Origin of the sequence: Clostridium sp. AF17-21AC (assembly GCF_003461365.1) — a bacterium.
GTDB classification, from domain to species: Bacteria; Bacillota; Clostridia; order Lachnospirales; family Lachnospiraceae; genus Coprococcus; species Coprococcus ammoniilyticus.
On the sequence record NZ_QTWY01000003.1, the window covers coordinates 357804 to 382607 of the forward strand.

Here is a 24804-nt window from a genome sequence, read left to right on the forward strand (position 1 = left end):
TTTAATTTTGGGTATAATAAAAGATGTAACAGAACTATACAACTATAACAGAGAGGTGACACTATGAACATTGCAGCCTATTGCCGAGTCTCCACCGACAAAGCTGATCAGCTCAACAGTCTGGAAGCCCAAAAGGAATTCTTTTCAGAATATACCAAGCGCACAGGGGACACTTTAGTAAGATTATATGCAGATGAAGGTATTTCCGGAACTAAAATTAAAAATCGTAAAGAATTTCTTCGCATGATGTCTGATGCAGAGCAGGGATTATTTGATATGGTTGTTGTAAAAGACATCTCTCGTTTTGCAAGAAATACAGTAGATCTTTTACAGAATGTCCGTAAGCTGAAATCATTGGGGATTGAAACACAGTTCCTTACAGCGAATATGACCAGCATGGGAAACAGCGAGTTCGTCCTCACCATCTTTGGGGCTCTGGCGCAGGAAGAAAGTGCGAATACTTCCAAGCGTGTAAAATTCGGCAAGAAGATGAACGCAGAAAAAGGACGAGTTCCGAATATTGTATATGGATATGACAAAACAATCGGAGATTATTTTAATCTTGCAATCAATAAAGAAGAATCTAAAGTTGTACAGCAGATTTACAAGTGGTACACAGAAGAAGGTTACGGTGCTGCTAGGATTGCCAATATGCTAAATGAAAAAGGTTATAAGACAAAACGAAATTGCAAATGGAGTCAGAATGCAACTTGCCGTATTTTGACAAATGAAATATATACTGGAAAAATTATCAATGGCAAGCAAGAAGTCAGTGATTTCCTGACTGGTCAGAGAAGAGACAAGGACGAGACTGAATGGATGGTTGTGGAGCGATCGGAACTTCGAATCATAGAAGATGAGACATTTGAAAAAGCACAGGAGATTTTAAGAGGCAGACATGATGCATTTAATCTTAGTCACGAACGGCAGAGTAATAAACATCTGTTTTCGACACTGATTAAATGCAAAGAATGTGGCTGGTCCTTCCGGAGAACAGTTCGTACTTATAAGAACACGTATGTACGTTGGGTATGCTCCGGACGAAACGGTCGGGGAGCAGATAGCTGTCCGAATAAAACGGTTGTGGATGAGGAAGAACTCATTGAAGTTTTACAGGAATATTTTACAAATGTATTGAAACAAAAGAAAAAAGTGATTGCTCATGTGGTAAATGAATTCCAGCGTGTATATAAAGCTAAAGATGAAAATGTAGAGTACGAAAAAGAATTAAATGCAGAACTTGCTAAATTACAAAAGACCAGACAAAAATATATGGATATGTATACGGATGATTTGATTTCTCGTGAAGAGTTGAATGAGAAGATTGGTGGTTCTCGCCAGGAAATGGAACGAATAGAAAATGAACTCAAGATGGTATCTTATCATTTAACCAAAGGGGAACAGTTAGAGAATATTTTAAATAATACATTTAAAGAAATTGAAGATATTACTGATGTACACCAGATGACCAATCAGCAGTTAAAGCGATTGATTCAGAAGATAGAAGTAGATAAGGATGGAAATGTAGATATTTATTTACGCTTGCTTGGAGATCTTGGCTTAGATGAGTCTGTATTAATCGAAGAAAATGAGACCGTTCTAAATTGTAACGACCAAACATAAAGATGTGACGGAACGACTGGTAAAGATCAATCCATTTCTGGCGGCAAGGATCCGGGTTGTTTTGGATGTGAATAAAGCGGAGCGGCACATCCGGGGAGGAATGGCGACGAAGGAGAAATATCTGCATGAGCGGGAAGAACAAGAGGGACAATGAATAAAAATATTTGTATAGATTGGTATAAGGCGAAAAGATATGGAGTCAGAAAATGACATGAGATGATGATGCAGAGAGGCAATTTGGAAAAGATTGCTTCTCTTTTTTAGTTTACTTGTGTTATCAGATGAGATTGGTTAAAATAAAAAATAGATATAACAAGGAGAATGTACGAGAATAAGGGGTAAAAGATAGTTAACGGAGGCGATTACAATGAGACAGAAGTTATGGAGAAAGAAAAAGTTTGTGGTAATGGCAGCGGCATTTGCATGTATTGCAGCTTTGTCCGCGTGTGGAAAAAAAGATACCGATTATAATGTGGATGTAGGTAATGGAGATGGCGGGAGCGTTCAGAGTAAATATAGTATTCCGGAATCGTGTGATACCACATTTGACGCAGGATCGACCGGGCTTAAAGAGATCCGGTTGACAGATTCGGATATTACTGCGCCGAATACCGGTGCAATGTATGTAGCTCCGGTAAAGATGAAAGAGATCGATCCGGAATATCGAAAAAATCTGGTAGAAAAGTTATTTGACACAGATAAGGGTGTCTATGTCTATTATGATATGGAGAATATGGACAAGCTGTCAAAGGAGGATATTCAGGAATATATCGATCTGTACGAGCAGCAGAAAAAGGCAGATCCGTCACATGCCGCGAATTATGATTCGGATATTGACCGTATGAACCGTTTGCTGCAAACGACTTCAAAGCAGAGAGAAAATGCGGGAGACTATTCCGCGGATGAATATATGGGTACAGTTGGTGATCTGGAATACAGAATCAGTTTTCCTCAGGAAGGGGAAAATGATACGCTTTTCCGGATAAAGGAGGATCTTCTGCAGTATCGTCCGATGGAAGGTGCGACCGGTGTATTCACATCCAGCCTGGAAGAATACAATACCGGCTTGGGTGATGAATATGGAGAGTTGGAATCGGATATTAATGAATGTTCACTATCGGTAGATGAGGCAAGGCAGATTGCTGAAGAATTTCTGTCAAAGATTGGCGGATCGGATGCGATTTTACAGAGTGAATCGGATCTGTGCTGGCTGTATCGGAACGATGGTTCGTCTGATCAGAATCTGCCGACGGTTGTTGACGGATATTCATTTGAATACATAAGATCGGTTATGGATCAGCCGGTGTCGGATGTAGCAGTCTGGACTGCTGATAATCTACGTCAGGCAAATGGATTTGTGAATGTTTCGATCGAAAAATATACGATTCAGGTAGATGCAAATGGAGTGATCGATGCTCTCTGGAATAGTTATCTAGAAGCAGATGGCAGCCCACAGGCGGTGGAACTGTTATCCTTTGATGAGATGCTTAAGAAAGCAAATGAGTCTATAGCAGCATATTACACCAAATATCCGACAGCATATAAGCAGATTGCATTTAACGATATTACGTTGTCTTACTATCTGAAACAGAAGGAAGATGGAAGCGGATTTGAATATGTTCCGGCATGGATTCTTGCAGAATACGAAGATCCTGCAGATCATGAGCTTCCGGAGCAGGTCGTAATTCTGGATGCCAGAGATGGCTCTGCCCTCGACCTGATGAAGCTTGCCGAAGCAGTCGGCGGCATTTCCAGCGCAACCGACTGACCTTAATGCCCGCTGTATGTCAACAGTCTATCCTGCTGCAAACAAGCTGCGCTTTCTACTCGGTGTATATGTCTGATCCGCTCATGCTCCTGTGCAACTCGCCCTTCGGGCTCAAACAAGCACCTGCATTCGCTGACAATATACACCTCCTGACGAAATGCTCGCTATGTTGCTGCAGAATAGACCGTTGATATACAGCAGGCGCTAAAATACAGTTAAATAGTATTGCTCGATAAATGCCCAGTGGTTAGTGCAAACCTCATTACGAAATCCTCACAATGTTAATGTACCATCAACTACCGGGCATATTTTCGGTCAATTTTTAATGCTTGTTTGAGCCCGGAGGGCGAGTTGCACAGGAGCATGAGCGACTAGGGCGTATGTGCCGAATAGAAAGCATAGCTTGTTTGTTACAGGACAGACTACGATACACGGTGGACATTCGGCTTGCCACCCTAGTTGACGGTGGAGGTCGGCGTGATGCTCCGGTTGGTATCCCTGGCTGTCAGGGTGTAGGTGCTGCCAACTTCAAGCTCCGGGCAACTGACAATGATAGAATTGTAGGACTTTGAAGTTTCATGTGACAGGAGTACCTTTCCATCAGCATCGGTCAAAGTAACGGTGGTCGTTCCGCTGGTATTTGATGAAAGCGTCAGCATGTAGGAACACTGGGTAGAATCCGAGCTGAAGCTCTGCGTCATGCCGGAGTATCCGGTTGAAAGGAAGTAACCACCTGTAATGGTTGCGGAGATGCCGTAGTCCAAGGCACTGTTGCCATTGCTCTCCGGTCCTTCGACATATACAGTTCCGCCATTTATGTAGAAATAACCATTGCTGTCAATTCCATCACCACCTGCATTGATCGTAATTGTTCCACCGTTAATTGTGAGGACACAGGATTCATCGGCATCCATATCGAAGCCGCCCATGCCACCCGGTGTGTTGCCCTGTGGCTGATCTGAATTATTGTTAGAATTATTTGACGGATCAAAATTATCGTTTGATGGTGGTGTATCCGGCATCTGATTATCGCCGGAAGGTGGGTCCTTCGGCGTTTGATTATCCCCCGAAGGAGGATTGCCCGATATCTGTCCATTTCCCGGACCGCCTTTTCCCTGTTTGTCGTCGATGGAGTCATTAGAGTCGGAGCCATTTGCGGCGTTGATGCCATCGTCGGAAGATACGATGTCGATATCGCCATCCAGAATGGTAATGGTCTGTCCCTTGAGACCTTCGTAGCTTTTCTGGATATCAATCGTTCCATCTTCAATATAAAGTGTTGAATCGGCGTGCATACCGTCATCGTCAGAGTTGATTGTAAATGTACCTCCTGCGATGTAGATATAGCCGAGATTTTCGTCGTCATCATTTGAGGCATGGATGCCATCCTTTGTTACTGTCAGATCAAAGGTTCCGTCTAAGATACGGACGCTGTCTTTTCCTGACAGGCCATGCTTGGCACAGGTCATTGTATATGTGCCGCTGGTTACGACCAGATCATCCTTAGATACGATGCCGTGACCATATGGAGAGTTGATCGTCAGACTGCCGGAGCCGTTTAAAGTCAGGTCGTCCTTGGAGAAAATAACAGCGTCAATGTTGTTGTCATCAATAGCGACAAATTTTCCTGTCGTTGACAGTGTGTTAGAAGAACCGTCGGCAAGCGTGATAAATACTTTGTCGGCTTTTCTGACGTAGATCGGAGCACTGGATTCGCAGCTAAGAGTCAGGTCATCCAGTACAAGCTGGATCTTTGTTTCTTTGTCGGCATCGATGATAACCTGTGCGTTGGATGCGGAGCCGCTCAGGATATAAGTTCCTGCTTCGGAGATTGTAACCGTTGTGCAGGATGAAGCCGTGGTGTCATTTGTATCGGAATCTGTTGCATTATTTGAAACGGTTGACGAATCACTGATCGTTACGGAGTCGGAAGAACTGCTTACACCTGATTCGGAAAATGTGATGGTTGAAGCGGCTTTTTCATCATAAGAAGGATCACTGTCACGATCCGTGAACATATCTGATTTTGTAAAGCTGACGGTTGAAACAGAGCCATTGGAAGTGGCATTGGCATCACTGGTGGTTGCGGTTGTCGGTGAATCGGAAGTTGATGAATCGGTTGTCGCCTTGTTGCATCCGGTGGCAAATGACATCGTGAGAGCACCCGTAATTACAAGTGCGGTTATTTTTTCTGATTTCTGATATAACGCTGATACAGGCTTCCCAGATAGCCAAATGACGTATCAAAGGGAGCATTTGTGTTTGATTTTTTATCAAATGTTTTATTATTCTGTGCCATAGAAAACACCTCCATTTTATATTTGTAAGACTACAGTTCGGTGACTGCGGTAGAGTCATTTAACAGGCTGATCTCCAGATCCCCATTTCGGCAACGAAGTGCGTCAAGGGATTTTTTCTGGTCTGCGCCGGATTTGAGAGAAATGGCGTAGGTCAGGCGGAACATGCTTCCCATATTTGTCGTTTTTACGGCATTTAAGGATGCTCTGGTTGTATATGTATCAAACAGATCCTTGAAAGCATCTGTATAATTCAAATCTTCCGGAATTGTGATACGTAAAGTCATGCAGTCCGGTTTGCTGTGGGAGCCAACCCCAAGTGCATGTAAGATCAGGCTGACGAGTCCGAGGATCAGAGCAAATAATACCGCATAAGCAAGATATCCCATGCCTGCCAGAAACAGTCCGATCAACAGAGACACGCCTAGGCAGAGCAGGAAATCCGTTGCCCTTTTTGTCATAGAAGGCTTCCCGGTCGTAGGAGAGAAATACATGAGGGGAAAGCCCCTGATAATACGAACGAAAATAATCAATCTCATGCAGGATCTGAATTGTTCCGGCATCCGGGATGTCATCCGGAAGTTCCGTTCGCAGTTCGTTCGTTGCTGTATTTGCAAGCATGGATTCTTTCTTGGTTATCGGTGGGATGTCGTGCTCCAGATAGTCCATCATTTTCTGATAGGGAGCGCTGATCCGCCGTTTGTAGACGATGCCCTCGTATTTCTTCTTGATCTCTAAAAATACGGTTGTATCCTGATCCGGAACGCTATAGCTTCGTAGTCGCGGTTTTTCTTTCTTAAAGTCTAGCAAAGCAACCTTAATTGAACTTAAAGGTATAAAAAAACCGGGAGATGTTATAGTGCGTATTTAGTATGATTTGATAAAAATAGAAGATACCATTACATATTATTCCGTAAGACGCTTTTGCTCGTATCCTACTCTGTATAACTTCGAACTAACCTCAGCAAAGCCTCGCTAAGGTCTCAGTTATCGTGCAGCGGTACATAAAGTTGCAAAAGATGCAACTTAAGTACCGGCCTCGGATAAGGCTTACTTCATAATAGTATGGTATCTTCCATTCGACTATAAATTTTGATAGTTAAATATGCACTATGGCATTTCCTTTGATTTGGATACTCGGTTCGATCGAGGTTGTCATTTCCTTTTCTCTGGATGCACAGACAGCATCGAAGGAAGTAACGACGTCGGTTAAGAGGTCGGAGAGGTCAAATGACAGCATCTCGATCCGTGGCTGTTCCTCGTCCATTTTGAATAATAAAACCAGCTTTTCCGTGAGAAATGTCAGACGCTCGATCTGTTTCTTGGTACTGGATGTCCACTGGCTTTCACCGGCTTCCATCTCGATGACATCGGTATTTGCGTCGATCTGACGCAATAATTAGCCAGAAATTCCATTGCCAATCAGGGGGCAGGTGGGGTATAATCAAGAGTGAGTTGCCAGAGGTTTTTCTGGCTGAGAAACAGAAAAGGGGTTATCCTATGAGATTTATTCATATAGCGGACGTCCATCTGGGCGCCGTTCCTGATAAAGATAAAAGCTGGAGCAAAGAGCGGGCAGACGAGATCGAATCAACATTTGACCGCCTTTTGGCTGTGGCAGAAGAACGCAAAGTAGACCTGCTGCTGATCGCGGGAGATCTGTTCCATGCACAGCCATCCCTGCAGGATCTGAAGAGTCTGGATTATAAGCTGTCGAAGCTCACAAATACAAGAACGATCATGATCGCGGGAAATCATGATTATATCAGTAAAGGATCACCGGCAGAGAGTTATGAATTTACATCGAACACAGTGCTGATGCCGGCAGACACATTCAGTAATGCATATCTGGACGATATCAATGTCTGTGTGACAGGATTCAGTTTTGGACAGGTGAAATATACAGAAGATGTCTATGCGGATATCATGCCGCAGATGGAGGATGTAGTCAATATTCTGCTGGCACATGGTGGAGATGAGAAGCATATTCCGATCAATTTTCGGCAAATGGCAGAGGCGGGATTTGACTACTGCGCGTTGGGACACATCCACAAACCAAAGCATATCGTGAAGAATAAGATGGCATATCCGGGTTCGTTAGAGCCGCTTGACCGGACAGAGACCGGCAGACATGGATTTATCTATGGACAGATTAAGGATGGCGAGACAAAGATACGTTGGGAGCCATTTAACTGTCGAAGTTATATTAATCTGGGGCTTGCTGTGAAACCGGAATATAGCGAAGCAAAGATTCTGGATGTTCTTGCGAAGCAGATGGAGAATATGGGGACACAGAATATTTACCGTATTATTCTGTCCGGACATATGGCAAATGGATTGAAACCGGATTTTTCAGGTCTGATGAGAAACTACCGTATCTATGAGATCGTGGATAATACATTGTGTGAGTACGATCTGGACAAGCTTCATCTGGATAATGAAGATAATCTGCTTGGAAAGTTTATTGAACGATTCGCGGATGCAGAGGATGAGATCAGCAAACATGCATTAAAGTATGGGGTAGAAGCAATACTTGCAACTGGAGATAAGTGATCATGTATATAAATAAGCTGTTATTAAAGGAATTTGGAAAATTTAATAATAAAGAGATCCGGCTGAAAAAGGGCTTGAATCTGATCTACGGTGCAAATGAATCCGGTAAGACAACGGTGAAAGAATTTATTGTTGGCATGCTGTATGGAATCGATAAGACCAGAGGGATCGGAGCAAGGCTGGATAATTATGAGCTTCGCAAACCGGTAAACGGCGGTGGTTATTCCGGAAAGGCATACGCTGTAACAGATGACAAAAGCTATCTTCTGGAGCGGAATTTCCTTCGTACAAATAAAAATGCAACGCTGACAGAGATTGAAACAGGAAAAGAAGTACAGCTTAAGAATCCGAATTCTTATAAAGGCATCCTGTTTGATGTAGATAAAAGCACCTATACGAATACCCTTTGTATCGGAGAACATGGTGCTGCACCGGGGAAGGAACTGGCAGAGGATCTTGGCAATTATGTGGTAAATCTGACCACAACCCGGAATGCCGATATTGATAAGACAGAAGCGGTCCGGTATCTGAAAAATGAACGCCGGAATTTTGAAAATAAAAAGCTGGCAGCAGAGATTGATCAGTTAAATGAACAGATGGATGCGCTTGGAGATGTAGACGGAGATCTGGAAGCAATCCGGGAAGAACGCCGGGAAGAGCTGGATGCTTATAATATGGAGATCGCGCGGCTGAAACGGGAGGCAAGACAGCTTGTAAACGAGAAGAATGCAGCAATTCCGGATGAAGACGAAGATCGTACCAGAAGTCATATCTTCCTTGATGTGGAAGCGTTGGATGATGACGAGGAGTTCCGTCCGAAGACACAGAAAAAGCTGACTGACAATATATTTATTATAATGCTGACTGGTATTCTGGTTGTTGCCGCAGTTATGCTGGCGGTTCACTTGCTGAATTTCCAGAAAGCCATCCAGCAGTTATTTACAATCTGTACGATCGCATTTGTGGCTGTTACGATCATTGACGGATTATTCCGGAAGGGCTTCTTTGATGGAGCGGATGCAGTACCGGATGAGGCAGAATTCGACCAGATGATCTATGAGCTTGGACGTGCTACAGAATCCAGAACAGTCCGGATCGAGATCGACCGGAATTTTCAGGAAGCACATGATGCAAAATTAGAGCTGTTGAAGTTCAAGGAGCATGATGCCGTAGCAAAGCGGGATTCCTATTATGAATTAAAGGGCAAACGGGATGAGCTTCAGAAACGGTTTGAGGTGATGGAGAAGGAACAGAAGGCGATCGACCTTGCGATCCAGACTATCAATGATATATCGGTGGATATTTATAATGATTTCGGTGGCCGTTTAAATGAGAATATTTCGGAGATCGTCAGTATCATTACAGATGGCAAATATAACGATGTGAAACTGGATGAAAATATGCATATTTCGGTATTTGACGACGATCATTATATGCCGATCGAGTTCCTAAGCAGCGGAACGATTGAACAGATCTATCTGGCTGTCCGGCTGTGCATCGCAGGGCTTCTCTGCAAAGACCGTATGCCGATCATTGTAGACGATATCTTTACAGCCTATGATGAACACCGTCTGAAAAATGCACTCTACTGTATGAGCCGCATTGATACCGATCAGGTCATAATCTTTACTTCAAACAATGCCATTGGAGATATGCTGGATGATCTCTCTATGGAATATAATTATGTAGAGTTGTAAATTGATTGTAAATTAAAAATTAAAAATCCCTGTCCACTTCCAGTTCTATTGCAGGTAGGGATTGAAACATCAGTGCAACGCGTTTCAATCCCTACCTACGATAGAGCTGGATGCAGGCGGGGTTTTTTAGTTATACTTAATTACATCTCATAGTTATCAGAGATGGTATGTTTTTCTTTGTACTCAGCGATACGTGCGTTGATCCGCTCAGCAGGATCTAACAGCTCGCTGATAGAAGCATCATGATTTAAGTGGTCGATGATCAGAGCGATGTACTTGCTCATATCGGCTGATTCGTACCAATCCTTCTTGAACAGGTCAGGCATCTGGTAGGTCAGGTTGGTTGTGATGACCTTTTCGATCAGACCTTCTTCGTGGCACTTATCGAATACTTCAAGACCCTTTGTGAAGAGACCGAAGGTAGCGATACAGTAAACACGTTTTGCTTTTCTCTGCTTTAACTGTCTTGCAACATCGATCATGCTTTCACCGGAAGCAATCATATCATCGATGATGATAACATCCTTGCCCTCAACAGAATCACCAAGGAATTCATGAGCAACGATCGGATTTCTTCCATCAACAACGCGTGAATAGTCACGACGCTTGTAGAACATTCCGACATCGACACCTAACAGGTTCGCAAAGTAGATTGCTCTGTGCATAGCACCCTCATCCGGAGAAATGACCATCATATGGTTGTTGTCAATTTCAAGATCCGGTGTGGTACGGAGCAGGGTCTTGATGAACTGGTAGGTTGGACGTACATTCTCAAATCCGCTCTTAGGGATGGCATTTACGACACGAGGATCGTGTGCGTCAAATGTCACAATATTGTCAACACCATAAGACTTTAATTCCTGAAGCATAACGGCACAGTCAAGAGATTCTCTGGAAGAACGCTTGTGCTGGCGGCTTTCATAAAGGAATGGCATAATTACTGTGATCTTTTTTGGTTTATCAGTCATAGCGGCGATCAGTCGTTTCAAATCTGCATAATGGTCATCCGGAGACATACGCTGTGGCTGGCCTGCCATTGTATAAGTACAGCTATAGTTTCCGACATCAACCATAATATAGATATCTTTACCACGAACGGATTCATTCAGAATACCCTTTGCCTCACCGGAGCCGAAACGTGGACAATCGGCACTGATCAGGTAAGTATCAGCTTCATATCCGTGGAAAACAATGTTGTCTTTGTGTACATTGTCTCTGTTAGCTCTCCATTTTACGAGATAATGATCAACCTTTTCACCAAGGCCTGTACAACTTTTGTGAGCGACAATTCCGAGACTGCCCACGGGTATGGTTTCTAATTTGCTATCGTCTGGCATGATAAATATCCTCCATAATCTTATAGTGTAATGATTCGATACCTTATATTGTTAGTATCATTGATAGTATATATGCAAATGCAGAAGACTGCAATGCCATCAGTTAGAAGTTTTATTCTGGATCCGGTCTTTTCGTTTGGTGTAGCGGATATTTGTTCCATATAATGGAAATACCTTAAAGTCACCAATGATACGGGACATGATACGTTCCGTATACCGGTCAGAAAGCTCCCGCATACTCAGATTGGTTGAAATCAGAGTAGCAAGGGATCGGTTGTTGCGCATGTTAATGATCTCAAATAACTGGGAATTAACGAAAGTATTCGGAACCTCGGTGCCGAGATCGTCAATGATCAGCAGTTCACAGTTATAGATATAATCATATAACATCATCTTTTCTTTTTCACGCACATTACCCATTATAATGCCTGATAAAATATTTTCAAATAAATTTATTGAAGTCAGATAAAGAACTGTGTGTCCTTTGTCTAACAAAGCCTTTGCAATACAGTTGGACAGGAAGGTTTTCCCAAGTCCTGTTTCTCCATAGATTAGAATACCGGAGTGGGATTCGTCAAAATGCTCCACATAATCTTTGCAAGCTGCCAGAGTGTTTGAGGCATTCTCGTATGGCGTATGCTTATGCGTGCCATCATTCTCCCGGCTGTAGTAGTTCAGGGAAAAAGTAGAGAAATTCTCTCTCTCCAGGATCTCACGGATCGTGGACTGGTTGTACAGCTCGTCAATCACCTTCTGTGTCATACATTTGCAGGGATGGCTTCCCTGATAGCCGGTGTCGTGACAGAGCGGACATTCATAGATCGGTTCCAGATAATCTTCCGGATATCCGTGTTCTTTTAAAAGAGCTTTTTTATAAGCTGCCAGTTTCCGATTATTCTGGTTGATGTCTTCCATATTAACAGGCAGTTTTCGTATTCTGTTTCTTGCTGCCTGAATAGAAGAGGAAGCGATCTCCTGATCGATCTTTTTTATCTCAGGAATCTTTTCATATATTTCAGCTTTTCTATTGTCTGCCAGAATTTCATTTTCAAGACGCTTCCGTTGAAAGCCTGACAATATACTATCATAATCTATATTTTTCATAATTACACATAATCCTTATTTAGTGAGAATTTATCTCATCTAGGAACAACTGCTCCATTTCATCAAGCTCAGCCGACATGTCTTTTTGCTGGAATGAATTGAAAGCATTCGGTTTAGCATTGTACTGACTTGATTTTTGCGATGTATTTCGTTTTTTTGCTTCGTGATATTCTGTGCTTGCCTTGGCAATATCATCGACTGTTTTGACACCTTGTTTCTGCCATTTTTTCAGAATACCGTTGATATAGGCAAATGTTACATCGTGAGGATGCTGTGCAATTCCACGGTTGCAGGCTTCAATGATGACCGGCAGTTCAAATCCCATTTCCTTATTCCAGGAATCCATCCATGCGACTTCTCCTGTGGTTGGAGCTTTCCGGTTGATACCAAGTGCCTTAAAGACTGCACGGTACAATGGGTTGCCATTTTCAGCAGCTTCCTTTGCTTCCTCCAGTGTGTGGATGCCGGCCTGATACCAGTTTTTGGCAATGCCCTCTGCATAACGGAGATCCGGTTTCTCAATGCTGACACAGTATTCGATCAGATATTCCATGATCTCGGTGGAGAAGCCTAACTGATCGTGAATATAGATCAGGATCTCGATATCATTCACCGATAATTCTTTTCTGAAATAGGTTTCTGCTTCAAATATCACGTCGGCAAATGCATCATCTTCCTTTGCCTTTGCTGCAAGGGCGGCAGAGTAAGGCTGTTTCTCCGGAAATACAGACGCCGGTTTCTGAACCGGTTCCGGTCCTGATATGGTATTCTTGGTATGTACCGGTTTGCTTGCTGCTGGAACAGTAGGCTTCTTTTTCTTTTCCGGAAACTTTAATAAAGAGATGCTGTCGAGCGACAGGGAGGTGTCTGCCTCTTCCTTTGTTTTTTCATGCAGAGGAAGAAGGGTAATACCTGTAAGCTGGCCGGATGCATCGTAATCCAGACGTAATACGTCCTCGCTGATCCAGTACCGGATCGCACGGCAGATATCCTTCTCTGTGAGGTTGAAATGATCTGCAATATCAGCTACCGAGATCGGTGCCTTTGAGGACAACAGTCGGATAAGATATAGATAGACCTTGACAAATTCGCCATTTGCTTCGGTCATATAATAATCAATAAAATGATTCGATACCAGGGAAAATGTTTCCTTTGCTTCTGTTGAAATTGTAATGTAACTCATGGTAACTTTTCCCGCCTTTCATAACTTTTGGATGTCTCCAAACCTTCTCTGGTCAAGAAGTGCTCACATTATAGCATGTGTTTTTTAAATTGCAAATAGAACAAATAGTCGGTTGGAAAAATGGACAGGGATGTTGATTTTGTGGATAATGTGGAGAAGTTTTGGATAAAAAAATTATTTGTTACTAGCACATCGGGAACAGGTGCTAAAACAGGGCATTTGTGAAAAAAAGAAAGTAAATTTTATGTAAACAAATGAAAAGAGCTGTATGAGGAAAACTCCTTCACACAGCTCTGTGGATAATGTGGATAATTATTTTTTTATCAGCTCATTTCCGATAGAATCGACATTTCCGGCACCCATAGTTATCAACAAATCATTTTTTTTGCAATTTTTCAATAAATAATTTTCGATGTCCATAAAGGATGGCAGATAGAACGCATCGGTTCCATAAGAAGCAATCTTTTCGGCGAGCTGCTTTGAGGATACCAGACCTGTGTCTTTCTCTCTGGCCGCATAGATATCAGCAACGATAACATGGTCACAGACACTTAAGACCTTTGCAAAGTCATCGAAAAGGGCATATGTTCTGCTGTAGGTATGAGGCTGGAATACACACCATAATTCATGGTAGTCTGTATTCTTTGCAGCGGCGAGGGTTGCAGCAATCTCAGTTGGATGATGTGCATAGTCATCCATGACCTTTACATTGTCGAGGATCGTTCCTTTATATTCGAATCTCCGCTCTGCACCCTTACAATGCAGCAGACCTGCTTTGATCGCATCGATTCCGATGCCAAGCTCTGTTGCGGCAGCAATAGCAGATAAGGAATTGTATACGTTATGCTTTCCAAATACATGAAGTGTGATGTCGGTGATTTCCTTTCCGTCGATCACAAGGGTATAAGTTGGACGGCCAAATTCATCAAAGCGGATATTTGCAGCGCTGTAATGGTTCTTTGGATCTTCACCGAAAGTAATAACCTGGCACTTCAGATCTCTTGTTACGGTATCAAAATACTGCATATCACCATTTACAATGACTTTTCCGTTTTCAGGAGTCTTTGTTGCAAATGTGTGGAATGACTCCGCGATCTCTTCAATGCCGCTGAAGAAATCCAGATGATCCGCATCAACATTTAAGATAATGCTGATGTATGGTTTGAATGCGTGGAAGCTGTTTGTATACTCGCAGGCTTCTGTTACAAAGTAATCAGAAGAACCTACACGGATATTTCCACCGATATCATCGATGATTCCGCCAACGGAAATTGTCGGGTCAACGTCGGCCTCTAACATAATATAAGAAAGCATGGCAGTTGTGGTTGTTTTACCATGAGTACCGCTGACCGCGATGGAGTATTTGTAATTCTCCATGATCTGACCTAAGAGCTGTGCTCTTGTCAGCATAGGGATATTTTTGGATTTTGCAGCCTGAAATTCTTCATTATCCGGATGGATGGCTGCTGTATATACGACAAGGTCAATCTGATCTGTAATATTGCTTGCGGTTTGTCCGATATTGATCAGAGCACCCATGTCAGAAAGTTTATCTGTCATATGGGATGCTTTCATATCGGAACCGGTGACTTTAAAACCCTCTTTAATAAGAATTTCGGCAAGTCCGCTCATGCTGATACCACCGATTCCCATAAAATGTACATTTATTGGATGATTAAAATCAATTTTATACATGATGTTTCGCCTTCCTGAAAAGAATATTTGTGAGTATTATAGCATAGATAAAAAAGGAGTGGATTATTTTTTCATAAAAATTGAAAAGTTCAGAATTTAGTGTGCGATGCGGACAAAATGAAAACGAAAAATAGAAAATTATACGGTATCATGTCAAATATAGGCAGATTTCCGTGATTATTAACAGAAATTTGTCGTTTTTTTTGACATGGAAAACATAAATAGTTCACATATCGTTCATGAAATGTTCACATATATACTGTAACATACAATACGAAAGCTTTTCATATATTTGAATCCTTTCCCCCCTCATTTGGAGCCACCATTTTGGTGGCTCTTTTCTTTTTTAAATATAACAAAAGGTGCTTCCGTATATCCGTGCCGTGGTCTGGCGGTGTTATAAATATCTCACTGCGGTTTCTGTTCACTGCACATGTCTGATTCGTAAATGCTCCTGTGCTAACTCGTCCTTCGGACTCAGACAAGCACCCGCATTTACTGACAATGCGCAGTTCACGACGAAATCCTCGCAATGATATTTTATAACACCGCCAGACCATGGCGCGGATATACGGAAGCACCTTTTGCTCATTATATCGCATGAAATGTCTGGTTATGGAGATGATATAGGTATGTTTGGAGATTTTTTTCGATATTGGGATGAGCTGCCGGAGCAAGGTGGTTTTTCGTTATTTGGATGGATTCATATGGGGTGGCTGGTCGGGATCGTATCTGTATGCCTGGTTGTCAGTCATAGATATAGAAGGGTGGATGCTGCTACACAGGATAAGATCCTGAAGATATTGGCAACAGCATCGGTATGCCTGGAATCATTGAAAGATATCTATCTGATCCTGATTGGGGAGATGGGGATATCATATCTTCCGTTTGAGATGTGCGGACTGGCGATTTTTGTGGAACTGGGATTTGCATTTTTCCACCGGGAATTTCTAGGAGAAATTATGTGCGTGATCAGTATGCCCGGTGCAATGGCAGCATTGTTATTTCCGGACTGGACCAGATATCCGTTATTTAATTACATGCACATCAATTCTTTTCTGATACATGGACTTTTAGTGCTCATTCCGGTGCTTGTTCTGACATCCGGCAGATACAAACCTTCTATAAAAAGGATCTGGCAGATCTTTTTGTTCTTGTTTACAGTTGTTCCCTCTGTCTATGTTATAAACAGGATCTGGGGCTGCAATTTTATGTTCCTCTGTTATCCGTCCAATGGTTCTCCATTTCTGTCTGTTTATCTGCGGCATGGCTATGTTCCATATCTGATCACGTATGCCGTTGCAGTCATTCTTTGTATTTTGGTTATATATGGAATACTGGACAAAATCGCTTCCTTTTGTGGTAAAAATGTGGTATACATTAATAGGAAGAATTAGTTGAGAAAAAAGTCATAATAATAGAAAATATGCGCAGAAAGAACTGCGTATACGGAAGATAGAATACGGAGAATGAGAAAAAATGATAACAAACGATGCGACGCTTTTAAAAGTAAAACATGAAGTATTGTATGAAGTTGCCAAGCTTGCGTATGCCGGACGATTGGAGGAAGAAAGAGACAGTCTTCCTTATAAGATGGTTCCGGGACCGCAGCCGGCATTTCGATGTTGTATCTACCGGGAACGAGAGGTTATCAGACAGAGGATCCGGCTTGCGGAAGGTAAAGCACCGGGTGCTGAAGATGACGGAAATATCGTACAGGTCATTAATTCCGCCTGTGAAGGATGTCCGATCTCCCGATATGTAGTAACAGATAACTGTCAGAAGTGTATGGGTAAAGCCTGTCAGGCAGCCTGCCGGTTTGGAGCGATCAGCATGGGGCGGGATAAGTCCTATATTGATCCATCTAAATGTAAAGAGTGTGGGCAGTGTGCAAAAGCCTGTCCTTATAATGCGATCGCAGATCTGGTACGACCTTGCATGAAGAGCTGCCCTGTGGATGCGATCTCGGTGGCCGATAATGGTACCGGTATTGCCGTGATCAATCAGGACAAATGCATACAGTGTGGTTCCTGTGTCCATAAATGTCCGTTTGGCGCGATCGGTTCTAAGACATTTATCGTGGATATCATTAAGAAGATGCGTTCAGATATTAAGGTGTTTGCTATGCTTGCACCTGCAACGATCGGCCAGTTTGGTGCAGATATTACGATGTCAAGCTGGAGAACCGCTTTAAAGAAGATTGGTTTTTATGATGTTGTAGATGTATCACTTGGAGCGGATATGACTGCCATGAATGAGGCGAAGGAATGGATCGAAGCCAAGGAGAAGGGGGAGAAGAAGACAACCTCCTGCTGCCCGGCATTTAAGAACTATATTGAGAAGCATTTTCCGACATTAAAGGATGCGATCTCAGAGACAGTATCACCGATGTGTGCAGCATCCCGTTATATAAAGGAAAAATTTCCGGGTGCAGTTACTGTATTCATTGGACCGTGTATCGCGAAGAAAGCGGAATCCATGTCAGGAGAGAAGGATACTGCAGATTATGCACTGACTTATGGTGAGATCCGTGCGATGCTTCGTGCAAAGGGTGTAAAGCTGGAGCCGGAAGAAGATACGGATGATCAGGGCAGTATCTATGGTAAGAAATTTGCAAATGCAGGTGGTGTAACCGCAGCAGTTCTTGAAAGTATGAAAGAACTTGGCTGTACCGGTGATGTATCTGTATGCAAATGCAGTGGCATAACCGAATGCAAGAAGGCATTGACGCTGATGAAGGTCGGAAGACTTCCAGAAGACTTCATCGAAGGTATGGTATGTGAAGGTGGCTGTGTCGGCGGTCCATCGAGACACCGGGATCCAAATCTTGCAATGCGTGACAGAAATGCAGCACTTGCAAAATCATCGGATATATTGATCAAGGACAATCTGGACAAACAGAATGCAGAAACGGTTGATATGATCCGTTAGATATAAGAAGGTAATTGTAATATCGGATGTGGGGACTTCTGATATTACAGGGAAAAGCAGAAACTATTAACAACAAAAGAAAATAAAGAAGAAAGTAAGAAAATTAAATGTCGCCAGACGAAACATAAAATAAGCCCGGCGGCATTTTTTTCAATGGAGGTTACACGCATGGTAGCACAGATTTTGGCACTTGCCATTTTTGTAGTTATGTTCGGATTGATCATATCCGAAAAATTTGAGCGTCATGTTATCACATTGGTATGTGGACTGGCAACACTTGTTCTGGTATTTGGTGTAGCAATGCACAGCATGGATGCGATACTTGAAACATTAAATATCAGAAACATTTTTACACTTTCGTTCTGGTATGAGGCAGGAGCCTCATCCGAGAGTACGGGTGGTATCAACTGGGCCACGATTATCTTTCTTGCGGGAATGATGGTTATGGTAGAAGGTATGGCAAAGGCGGGTTTCTTTCGCTGGCTATGTATGACGATCGCGAAAGCCGTTCGGTATAGGGTCATTCCGATATTTATTACATTCATGATCATGTCATTTGTCCTTGCTATGTTCATTGACAGTATCACGGTTATCCTGTTCTTAGCAGCAGTTACGGTGGAACTGGCGCAGCTTCTGGACTTTAATCCGATTCCGCTGATCCTGTCTGAGATCTTCTGTGCAAATCTGGGTGGATCGGCAACAATGTGTGGTGATCCTCCAAATATCATTGTCGGAACATCCCTTCGGTATTCGTTCTCCGATTTTATTACAAATACCGGCCTGATGGCGGTACTTTCACTGGTGGTTATTATTTTTTACTTTTATTTTTGTTTCAGGAAAGAACTCACTGCATCTTCGGCGTCACAGACTTCGGAGAAAGATCATCCATCACCGGTATCTGCGATCACGGATAAACGGGCATTTGCCATTAGCTGTGTGATCTTTTTATGTGCGGTTGCCTTACTTATCACACATGCACAGACCGGACTGACAGTTGCATTTATCGGTCTGTTTATAGCAATACTGGTTCTTCTGACATCAGGAAAGAATATCGGACATATTTTAAAAAATGTAGATTATAAGACGATCCTTTTCTTTATTGGTCTGTTTGTTGTAGTCGGCGGTCTGGAGCAGACCGGTATTCTGGAACTGGCAGCCGGATTTATCGGGAAGGTAAGCCATGGAAATGCCAAGGTAATGATAGCCATTATTATCTGGGTATCCGCGATCGCAAGTGCATTTGTAGATAATATTCCATTTGCCGCAACCATGATCCCGGTTATCAAGACTCTGGCAGCATCGACAGGTGTGGATCTCTCGGTTCTTGCATGGACACTGGCAATGGGTACAGATATCGGTGGAAGTGCGACTCCGATCGGGGCATCGGCAAATGTTGTCGGAATGTCGATCGCGGCAAAAGAAGGTCATCCGATCTCTTGGGGCAAATATTGTAAGGTATCGGCTCCGGCATCCGTTATCGTTATTCTGATCTCAATGGTCTGCATTTATCTGCGATATTTCTAAATTATAATAAAGGTGGAATATAACTGCAACCAGCTAATTATATATTGACATTACCAAAGATTTCGTAATGAGATGCATAGTGCCAGTAAATACGAGTGCCTGTTTGAGTCCGAAGGACGAGTTGGCACAGGAGTATTTACGAATCAGGCATATGCAGCGAATAGAAATCGACGTAAGTCAATATATAATTAGCTGGTTGTAGTTATAATTCCCCCGTTTTTTGTAAAAATGAACTGCAAAAAACTGTTGACAGATAAGTGAAATATGGTACTATAGGTAAAGTAGTTTTCAAAACTACGTTTGAAGTTAACGAAAAACCCAGAATAAAGTCTGAAAAAACCGAGAACGAAGTTGCGAAAACGTGAAAAAAGGAAACACATTTTTCATTATATAGATCATTATTTTACGGAGGAACAGACAGTATGATAACAGAGTTAAAACCGGAAGAAGGAATTGCCGGAAAGTTTGTCAAGACAGCATTTGATGAGAATGGTGTATTAAGCAAGATTGAATTTACAAATGATGAGACCTTCAATTTTGCATTTGATGTAGTGGATGCATTAGCAGAAAAGACACCGGATAAGACAGCGTTGATCTATGTGTCCAGAGATAAGGAAGAAAAGAAGTTTACATTTAAAGAGATCAAAGAGTATTCCAATATGGCAGCAAATTATTATAAGAGCCTTGGTATCAAGAAGGGCGACAGAGTGCTGCTGGTATTAAAGCGTCATTATCAGTTCTGGTTTACGATTCTTGCACTTCACAAGATCGGAGCTGTAGCAATTCCTGCAACCAATATCTTAAAGGTAGAAGATTACAGATACAGAATTGAAGCTGCAAATGTAAAGGCTGTTGTATGTACAGCTGATGACAAGATTCCGGATGCAATGGCAGCCATCGATCCGGATGATAAGGTGATCAAGGTTATCGTAAATGGTGAGAGAGAGCATTTCCATCCATTTGATAAAGATATCCTTTCATTCAGCAAAGAATTTGCACGTCCGACAGGTGAAGATACAGTCTATGCACATGATACCATGATCATCATGTTCACATCAGGAACAACCAAGCATCCAAAGATGGTTGCACATAATCATCTGTATGCACTTGGACATTATATTACAGCAAGATATTGGCATAACGTAAAGACGGATGGTATTCATTTTACAGTATCCGATACCGGCTGGGGTAAGGCTCTCTGGGGCAAGCTCTATGGTCAGTGGTTATGCGAGACCTGTATTTTCGTTTATGACTTTGATGTATTCAGTGCAGACAATATCATGAAGCTTGTAGAACAGTACAAGATCACAACCTTCTGTGCGCCACCGACCCTTTACAGAATCCTTGTTAAGATGGATCTGAGCAAATACGATCTTTCCGCACTGACTTACTGCACAACCGCAGGAGAAGCCCTGAATCCGGAAGTATTCTATAAATTCAAAGAGATGACAGGATTTACGATCTTTGAAGGCTTTGGTCAGACAGAGACTACACTTGCAATCGGAAATCTGAAAAATACAACACCGAGACCGGGTTCCATGGGTAAGGCAAGCCCACTCTATGATGTTCACATTATGAGACCGGACGGAACACTTGCTGATGTAGATGAGACCGGTGAGATCGTTATTAAGATTGCAGATGGCGAACCATATGGTCTGTTCTCTACTTATAATAATGATGAGAAAATGACAAAAGAAGTTAAGCACGACGGTTATTACCACATGGGTGATACCGCATATATGGACAAGGATGGATATTTCTGGTTCGTAGGCCGTGTGGATGATATCATCAAGGTTGCCGGATACCGTGTTGGACCTTTTGAGATTGAAAATGAGATTATGAAGATCCCATATGTTCTGGAATGTGCAGTTACAGCTATACCGGATGGAACCAGAGGACAGGCGATCAAGGCAACGATCGTTCTGACAGAAGGAACGGTTGGCGATGATAACCTGAAGAAAGAGCTGAAGCGTTATTTCAAGGAGAACATGGCGAGCTACAAACGTCCTCGTGTGATCGAATTTGTCGATGAGATGCCAAAGACGATCAGTGGTAAGGTAAGACGTGTAGAGATCAAAGAGAAAGACTGGAAATAAGTCCGGACGATTATCTGCTGGGATAGATTACAGGCAGATGAAATGACATAGCCTGTGAGAAGCAGGCAGGAAATGGAGATGTTCATAAAATGATAGATATGGAAATTAAGCCATATGAGCGTATGGTTTATTACTATGAAACTGACAGAATGGGAATTGTTCATCATTCTAACTATATCAGATGGTTTGAGGAAGCGAGACTGGACTGGATGAAGCAGATTGGATGGGATTACAAGACCATCGAGGACGACAATATCATTATTCCGGTATTGTCGGTATCTGCGGAATACAAAACCATGTCCAGATATGGAGACAACATTGTGATCTATGTAAAGCTTGCAGAGTACACAGGCATCCGTATTGGATTTTCCTATGAAGTACATGACAAGAAGACTGGAGAGCTTCGGTGCGTCGGCACATCCTGTCATTGTCTGCTGGATGAGAACAATAAGCCGGTGTTCATGCGGAAACGTTATCCGGAGAAGGATGCGTTCTTCAAGGAGCTCATGAAGCAGCAGGCTGAAGAATAATATTATAAAAAACGCTCACACCGTGATCAGAACATTTCTTTATGCAGAACACTTTCGTTCTGTGTCTCACGTAGCGGTACTAAATTCACCGCAGAGCGGTTCATCAAGGACCGACGGGAGACAAGGTCTGCCAAAAGAAATATCTGATCACGGCGTGGGCGTTTTTTATAGCTACATTTGTTTGTGTTTCCCTGCCAGATCCTCGCTGTTGACACATTGTTTTATAATTGCTAGTATAGGCTTGATATAGGGGATTTCCATGCGGAATCAGGTATTATGTATGAGCATTATGGATGAGCTTGTTAGGAAAACTTGTTAAGAAAGATTATGAAGATCATGGCTGCAGGGCATGATGTATTTTGAAATGATATGAGGTTAGAATGAGAAAGATAAAAGAAAACAGAGAGAAAATGTATAGATCGCATTGGACGAAAATTGTTAGTTATATGTTGGTAATGGTGATGGCTGTTTCCTTGTTTGGACAGGTTGCTGTGAATGGAGCATTTGACGGAACTGGCAAACAGGCAGGCACAGGTGTGATCGCGGGGCTTAGTCAGGTAGAGGCAGCTTCGGATACTTCTATTGATTATAAGGCGGCTTTGAAGGAAACGTCTGTTGCAATCGAGAAAAAGCTGACAACCTATAAGGTGGAAGTGGCAGATGAAACAGGCGGAACTTCCGTCGTAGACTGGTATGGCCCTGCAAATGCTTCAATCGGTGGCGAGTGGGCTGTGATCGGAGAAAGCCGTTATGGACGGAAGAATGTATTGTGGTATCGTGCCTATTATGAGAATCTGGTACGGGTATTACAGGCAGCCGGAGAAGCACAGGCATCTGCTGATGGAACAACTACAGGTGGAAGTGCAAAGACTGTGCCATTGAAGCTCGACAGCAGAAAGGGAACGGAAAATTCCAGAGCCATTCTTGCACTGACTGCTATGGGGATAGATGCGTCAAACGTAGAAGGGTATGATCTGACAGCAGCTTTATCGGATATGACATATGTAAAAAAACAGGGCTTAAATGGACCAATCTGGGCGTTGATTGCGCTGGATTCCGGTAATTATGAGATACCGCAGATCACATCGGGTAAAACAACAGCCCAGGTATCCAGAGAAAAACTGTTATCTTATATATTAAGCAGTGAGCTTACAGATGGTGGATTTAATCTGACGAAAAGTGATTCACAGGGGGCAGATCCGGATGTGACAGCAATGGCATTGCAGGCATTTGCACCATATTATACCGGACGGATAACTGTTGGAACAGAACTTCAGAAGCAGATCAGGGAAGCAGTGGACCGGAACATACAAGTTCTCTCAGATATGCAGAAAACCTCCGGAGCATACAGTTCATATGGAAGTGAGAATGCAGAAAGCACGGCACAGGTGCTGGTGACTTTATCCAGTCTTGGAATTGATGGAAGCACGGACAGTCGTTTTGTAAAAAATGGAAAGTCTGTGCTGGATGGTCTGTTGTATTTTTATATATCATCAACCGGAATGTTTAAACATGTAGACACGGAAAAATCCGGCAATCAGATGGCGACCGAGCAGTCGTTTTACGCATTGGTAGCGTATCAGAGGTTCCAGAATAAAAAGGCAACCTTGTATGATATGACAGATGCGGATAAAGCATGTGTTATGGATCTGACAGATTGCAGCGTAACCATTTCAAAGACCGCATACATATATACCGGAAAGACGATCAGACCTGCAGTGACTGTTACCTGTAAAAAGCTGGATGGAACAACGATCACTTTAAAAAAAGACACAGATTATACAGTCACATATAAGAATAATAAAATGTCGGGCAAGGCAACGGTCGTAGTAAAAGGTAAGGGTGATTATACCGGAAGCGTAAGCAGAACGATCACGATCGCACCGACGGCAACGGTGATTTCTTCGGTGACAAATACAGAAACCGGAATCCGGCTGAAATGGAAAAAGACGACAGGCGCAGAGAAATATATCATATATCGTAAAGCGGGAAATGGCTCCTGGAAGAAATATAAGTCGGTAAAGGCGGCAAATGGATGTTCCTTTACAGATACTAAAGTTACAAATGGAAGCAAATACGCATATAAGATACGGGCGTATGCGGATGGTGTATATGGAGCATACAGTTCCATACACACAATATACCGGGTAAAACAGCCAGCCCTGAAAGTAAAAAAGACAGGAAAAGGCAGACTGAAGTGTTCCTGGAAGAAGAACACGAAGGCGAACAGTTACCAGATCATGTATGGAACGAAGGCGTCCATGCAGGGGGCAAAGACGATCGCGATAAAAAAAGCCGGAACCGTGAAAAAGACTATAGCCGGATTAAAAGCCGGAAAGAAATACTATGTACGGATCCGGAGCTGTAAAACGGTGAATAAAAGGAAGTATTACAGCAGTTGGAGCAAGACCGTAAATATCCGGGCGTGATCGGGATCGTAGAAGCTGACTAAACATGCAGATACCC

Annotated in this window: 18 protein-coding genes and 1 pseudogene; 11 read left to right on the forward strand and 8 right to left on the reverse strand. The window is 42.7% G+C overall.

Features of this window, described 5'->3' with window-relative positions; translation table 11 throughout:
* Window positions 1–63 precede the first annotated feature (63 nt).
* From DWW85_RS06725 to DWW85_RS06735, 3 genes and pseudogenes are all read left to right on the forward strand, one after another.
* Window positions 64–1623, forward strand: coding sequence for a recombinase family protein (locus tag DWW85_RS06725; RefSeq protein ID WP_117808099.1), 1560 nt, complete (start codon window positions 64–66; stop codon window positions 1621–1623).
* Window positions 1610–1777: pseudogene (locus tag DWW85_RS06730) on the forward strand (sporulation transcriptional regulator SpoIIID); the annotation flags it as partial. The gene DWW85_RS06725 and the pseudogene DWW85_RS06730, both read left to right, overlap by 14 nt.
* Before the next feature lie 213 nt (window positions 1778–1990).
* Window positions 1991–3391, forward strand: coding sequence for a DUF6034 family protein (locus tag DWW85_RS06735; protein ID WP_117808101.1), 1401 nt, complete (start codon window positions 1991–1993; stop codon window positions 3389–3391).
* A 455-nt stretch (window positions 3392–3846) separates the two neighbouring features.
* Here the strand turns inward: DWW85_RS06735 and DWW85_RS06740 are convergent, their stop codons facing one another.
* From DWW85_RS06740 to DWW85_RS06755, 4 genes are all read right to left on the reverse strand, one after another.
* Entirely contained in the window at window positions 3847–5544 is a 1698-nt protein-coding gene (locus DWW85_RS06740; RefSeq protein ID WP_117808102.1) for a carbohydrate-binding domain-containing protein, read from the reverse strand.
* A gap of 176 nt (window positions 5545–5720) precedes the next feature.
* Window positions 5721–5945 carry a hypothetical protein gene (locus DWW85_RS13095; RefSeq protein ID WP_117808103.1) on the reverse strand — a complete coding sequence of 75 codons (225 nt, stop codon included), beginning with the start codon at window positions 5943–5945 and terminating at the stop codon, window positions 5721–5723.
* Window positions 5911–6498, reverse strand: coding sequence for a VTC domain-containing protein (locus DWW85_RS13100; RefSeq protein ID WP_181986524.1), 588 nt, complete (start codon window positions 6496–6498; stop codon window positions 5911–5913). The genes DWW85_RS13095 and DWW85_RS13100 overlap by 35 nt, the downstream gene beginning before the upstream one ends.
* Before the next feature lie 289 nt (window positions 6499–6787).
* Window positions 6788–7084: a hypothetical protein gene (locus DWW85_RS06755; RefSeq protein WP_117808105.1), complete on the reverse strand. Its 297-nt coding sequence runs from the start codon at window positions 7082–7084 to the stop codon at window positions 6788–6790.
* Window positions 7085–7188: 104 nt separating this feature from the next.
* Here DWW85_RS06755 and DWW85_RS06760 point away from each other — a divergent pair, with 104 nt between their 5' ends.
* Together DWW85_RS06760 and DWW85_RS06765 are read left to right on the forward strand one after the other, a co-directional pair.
* Window positions 7189–8241, forward strand: coding sequence for a DNA repair exonuclease (locus tag DWW85_RS06760; RefSeq protein ID WP_242996071.1), 1053 nt, complete (start codon window positions 7189–7191; stop codon window positions 8239–8241).
* A 2-nt stretch (window positions 8242–8243) separates the two neighbouring features.
* Window positions 8244–9938, forward strand: coding sequence for an AAA family ATPase (locus DWW85_RS06765; protein ID WP_117808107.1), 1695 nt, complete (start codon window positions 8244–8246; stop codon window positions 9936–9938).
* 140 nt (window positions 9939–10078) lie between these two features.
* Here the strand turns inward: DWW85_RS06765 and DWW85_RS06770 are convergent, their stop codons facing one another.
* From DWW85_RS06770 to murC, 4 genes are all read right to left on the reverse strand, one after another.
* Window positions 10079–11278 (reverse strand): ribose-phosphate pyrophosphokinase, encoded by a 1200-nt coding sequence (locus DWW85_RS06770; protein WP_347465299.1) that lies wholly within the window; start codon window positions 11276–11278, stop codon window positions 10079–10081.
* 96 nt (window positions 11279–11374) lie between these two features.
* Window positions 11375–12379, reverse strand: a complete 1005-nt coding sequence (locus DWW85_RS06775; RefSeq protein WP_117808108.1) for an ATP-binding protein — start codon at window positions 12377–12379, stop codon at window positions 11375–11377.
* Between the two features lie 19 nt (window positions 12380–12398).
* Complete coding sequence (locus tag DWW85_RS06780) at window positions 12399–13562, reverse strand: DnaD domain protein (protein ID WP_117808109.1); 1164 nt, start codon at window positions 13560–13562, stop codon at window positions 12399–12401.
* 312 nt (window positions 13563–13874) lie between these two features.
* A complete protein-coding gene (gene murC, locus DWW85_RS06785; RefSeq protein WP_117808110.1) occupies window positions 13875–15257 on the reverse strand; it encodes a UDP-N-acetylmuramate--L-alanine ligase in 1383 nt (460 codons plus the stop codon).
* 632 nt (window positions 15258–15889) lie between these two features.
* Between murC and DWW85_RS06795 the strand changes: the two genes are divergently transcribed.
* The 6 genes from DWW85_RS06795 to DWW85_RS06820 all read left to right on the forward strand — a co-directional run bounded on the left by DWW85_RS06795 (window position 15890) and on the right by DWW85_RS06820 (window position 24767).
* On the forward strand, window positions 15890–16654 hold the full coding sequence (locus DWW85_RS06795) for a YwaF family protein (protein WP_181986525.1): 765 nt from the start codon (window positions 15890–15892) through the stop codon (window positions 16652–16654).
* An 82-nt stretch (window positions 16655–16736) separates the two neighbouring features.
* Window positions 16737–18188, forward strand: coding sequence for a 4Fe-4S dicluster domain-containing protein (locus DWW85_RS06800; protein ID WP_117808113.1), 1452 nt, complete (start codon window positions 16737–16739; stop codon window positions 18186–18188).
* Window positions 18189–18341: 153 nt separating this feature from the next.
* Window positions 18342–19712 carry an ArsB/NhaD family transporter gene (locus DWW85_RS06805; RefSeq protein WP_117808114.1) on the forward strand — a complete coding sequence of 457 codons (1371 nt, stop codon included), beginning with the start codon at window positions 18342–18344 and terminating at the stop codon, window positions 19710–19712.
* Between the two features lie 422 nt (window positions 19713–20134).
* The gene (locus tag DWW85_RS06810) at window positions 20135–21808 is read left to right on the forward strand and encodes an AMP-binding protein (RefSeq protein ID WP_117784457.1); all 1674 of its coding nucleotides are present in this window, start codon (window positions 20135–20137) and stop codon (window positions 21806–21808) included.
* An 89-nt stretch (window positions 21809–21897) separates the two neighbouring features.
* Complete coding sequence (locus tag DWW85_RS06815; RefSeq protein ID WP_117808115.1) at window positions 21898–22338, forward strand: thioesterase family protein; 441 nt, start codon at window positions 21898–21900, stop codon at window positions 22336–22338.
* A gap of 380 nt (window positions 22339–22718) precedes the next feature.
* Window positions 22719–24767: a hypothetical protein gene (locus DWW85_RS06820; protein ID WP_117808116.1), complete on the forward strand. Its 2049-nt coding sequence runs from the start codon at window positions 22719–22721 to the stop codon at window positions 24765–24767.
* The last annotated feature ends 37 nt before the right edge of the window (window positions 24768–24804 follow it).

Excerpts from the sequence above, each read along its gene's own strand:
- DWW85_RS06725 (WP_117808099.1), top strand. The coding sequence starts at position 64 with ATGAACATTGCAGCCTATTGCCGAGTCTCCACCGACAAAGCTGATCAG.
- DWW85_RS06800 (WP_117808113.1), top strand. The coding sequence starts at position 16,737 with ATGATAACAAACGATGCGACGCTTTTAAAAGTAAAACATGAAGTATTG.
- DWW85_RS06810 (WP_117784457.1), top strand. The coding sequence starts at position 20,135 with ATGATAACAGAGTTAAAACCGGAAGAAGGAATTGCCGGAAAGTTTGTC.
- DWW85_RS06735 (WP_117808101.1), top strand. The coding sequence starts at position 1,991 with ATGAGACAGAAGTTATGGAGAAAGAAAAAGTTTGTGGTAATGGCAGCG.
- DWW85_RS06760 (WP_242996071.1), top strand. The coding sequence starts at position 7,189 with ATGAGATTTATTCATATAGCGGACGTCCATCTGGGCGCCGTTCCTGAT.
- DWW85_RS06820 (WP_117808116.1), top strand. The coding sequence starts at position 22,719 with ATGAGAAAGATAAAAGAAAACAGAGAGAAAATGTATAGATCGCATTGG.
- DWW85_RS06815 (WP_117808115.1), top strand. The coding sequence starts at position 21,898 with ATGATAGATATGGAAATTAAGCCATATGAGCGTATGGTTTATTACTAT.
- DWW85_RS06805 (WP_117808114.1), top strand. The coding sequence starts at position 18,342 with ATGGAGGTTACACGCATGGTAGCACAGATTTTGGCACTTGCCATTTTT.
- DWW85_RS06775 (WP_117808108.1), bottom strand. The coding sequence starts at position 12,379 with ATGAAAAATATAGATTATGATAGTATATTGTCAGGCTTTCAACGGAAG.
- DWW85_RS06740 (WP_117808102.1), bottom strand. The coding sequence starts at position 5,544 with ATGTCATTTGCCACCGGATGCAACAAGGCGACAACCGATTCATCAACT.
- DWW85_RS06765 (WP_117808107.1), top strand. The coding sequence starts at position 8,244 with ATGTATATAAATAAGCTGTTATTAAAGGAATTTGGAAAATTTAATAAT.
- DWW85_RS06795 (WP_181986525.1), top strand. The coding sequence starts at position 15,890 with ATGTTTGGAGATTTTTTTCGATATTGGGATGAGCTGCCGGAGCAAGGT.
- murC (WP_117808110.1), bottom strand. The coding sequence starts at position 15,257 with ATGTATAAAATTGATTTTAATCATCCAATAAATGTACATTTTATGGGA.
- DWW85_RS06780 (WP_117808109.1), bottom strand. The coding sequence starts at position 13,562 with ATGAGTTACATTACAATTTCAACAGAAGCAAAGGAAACATTTTCCCTG.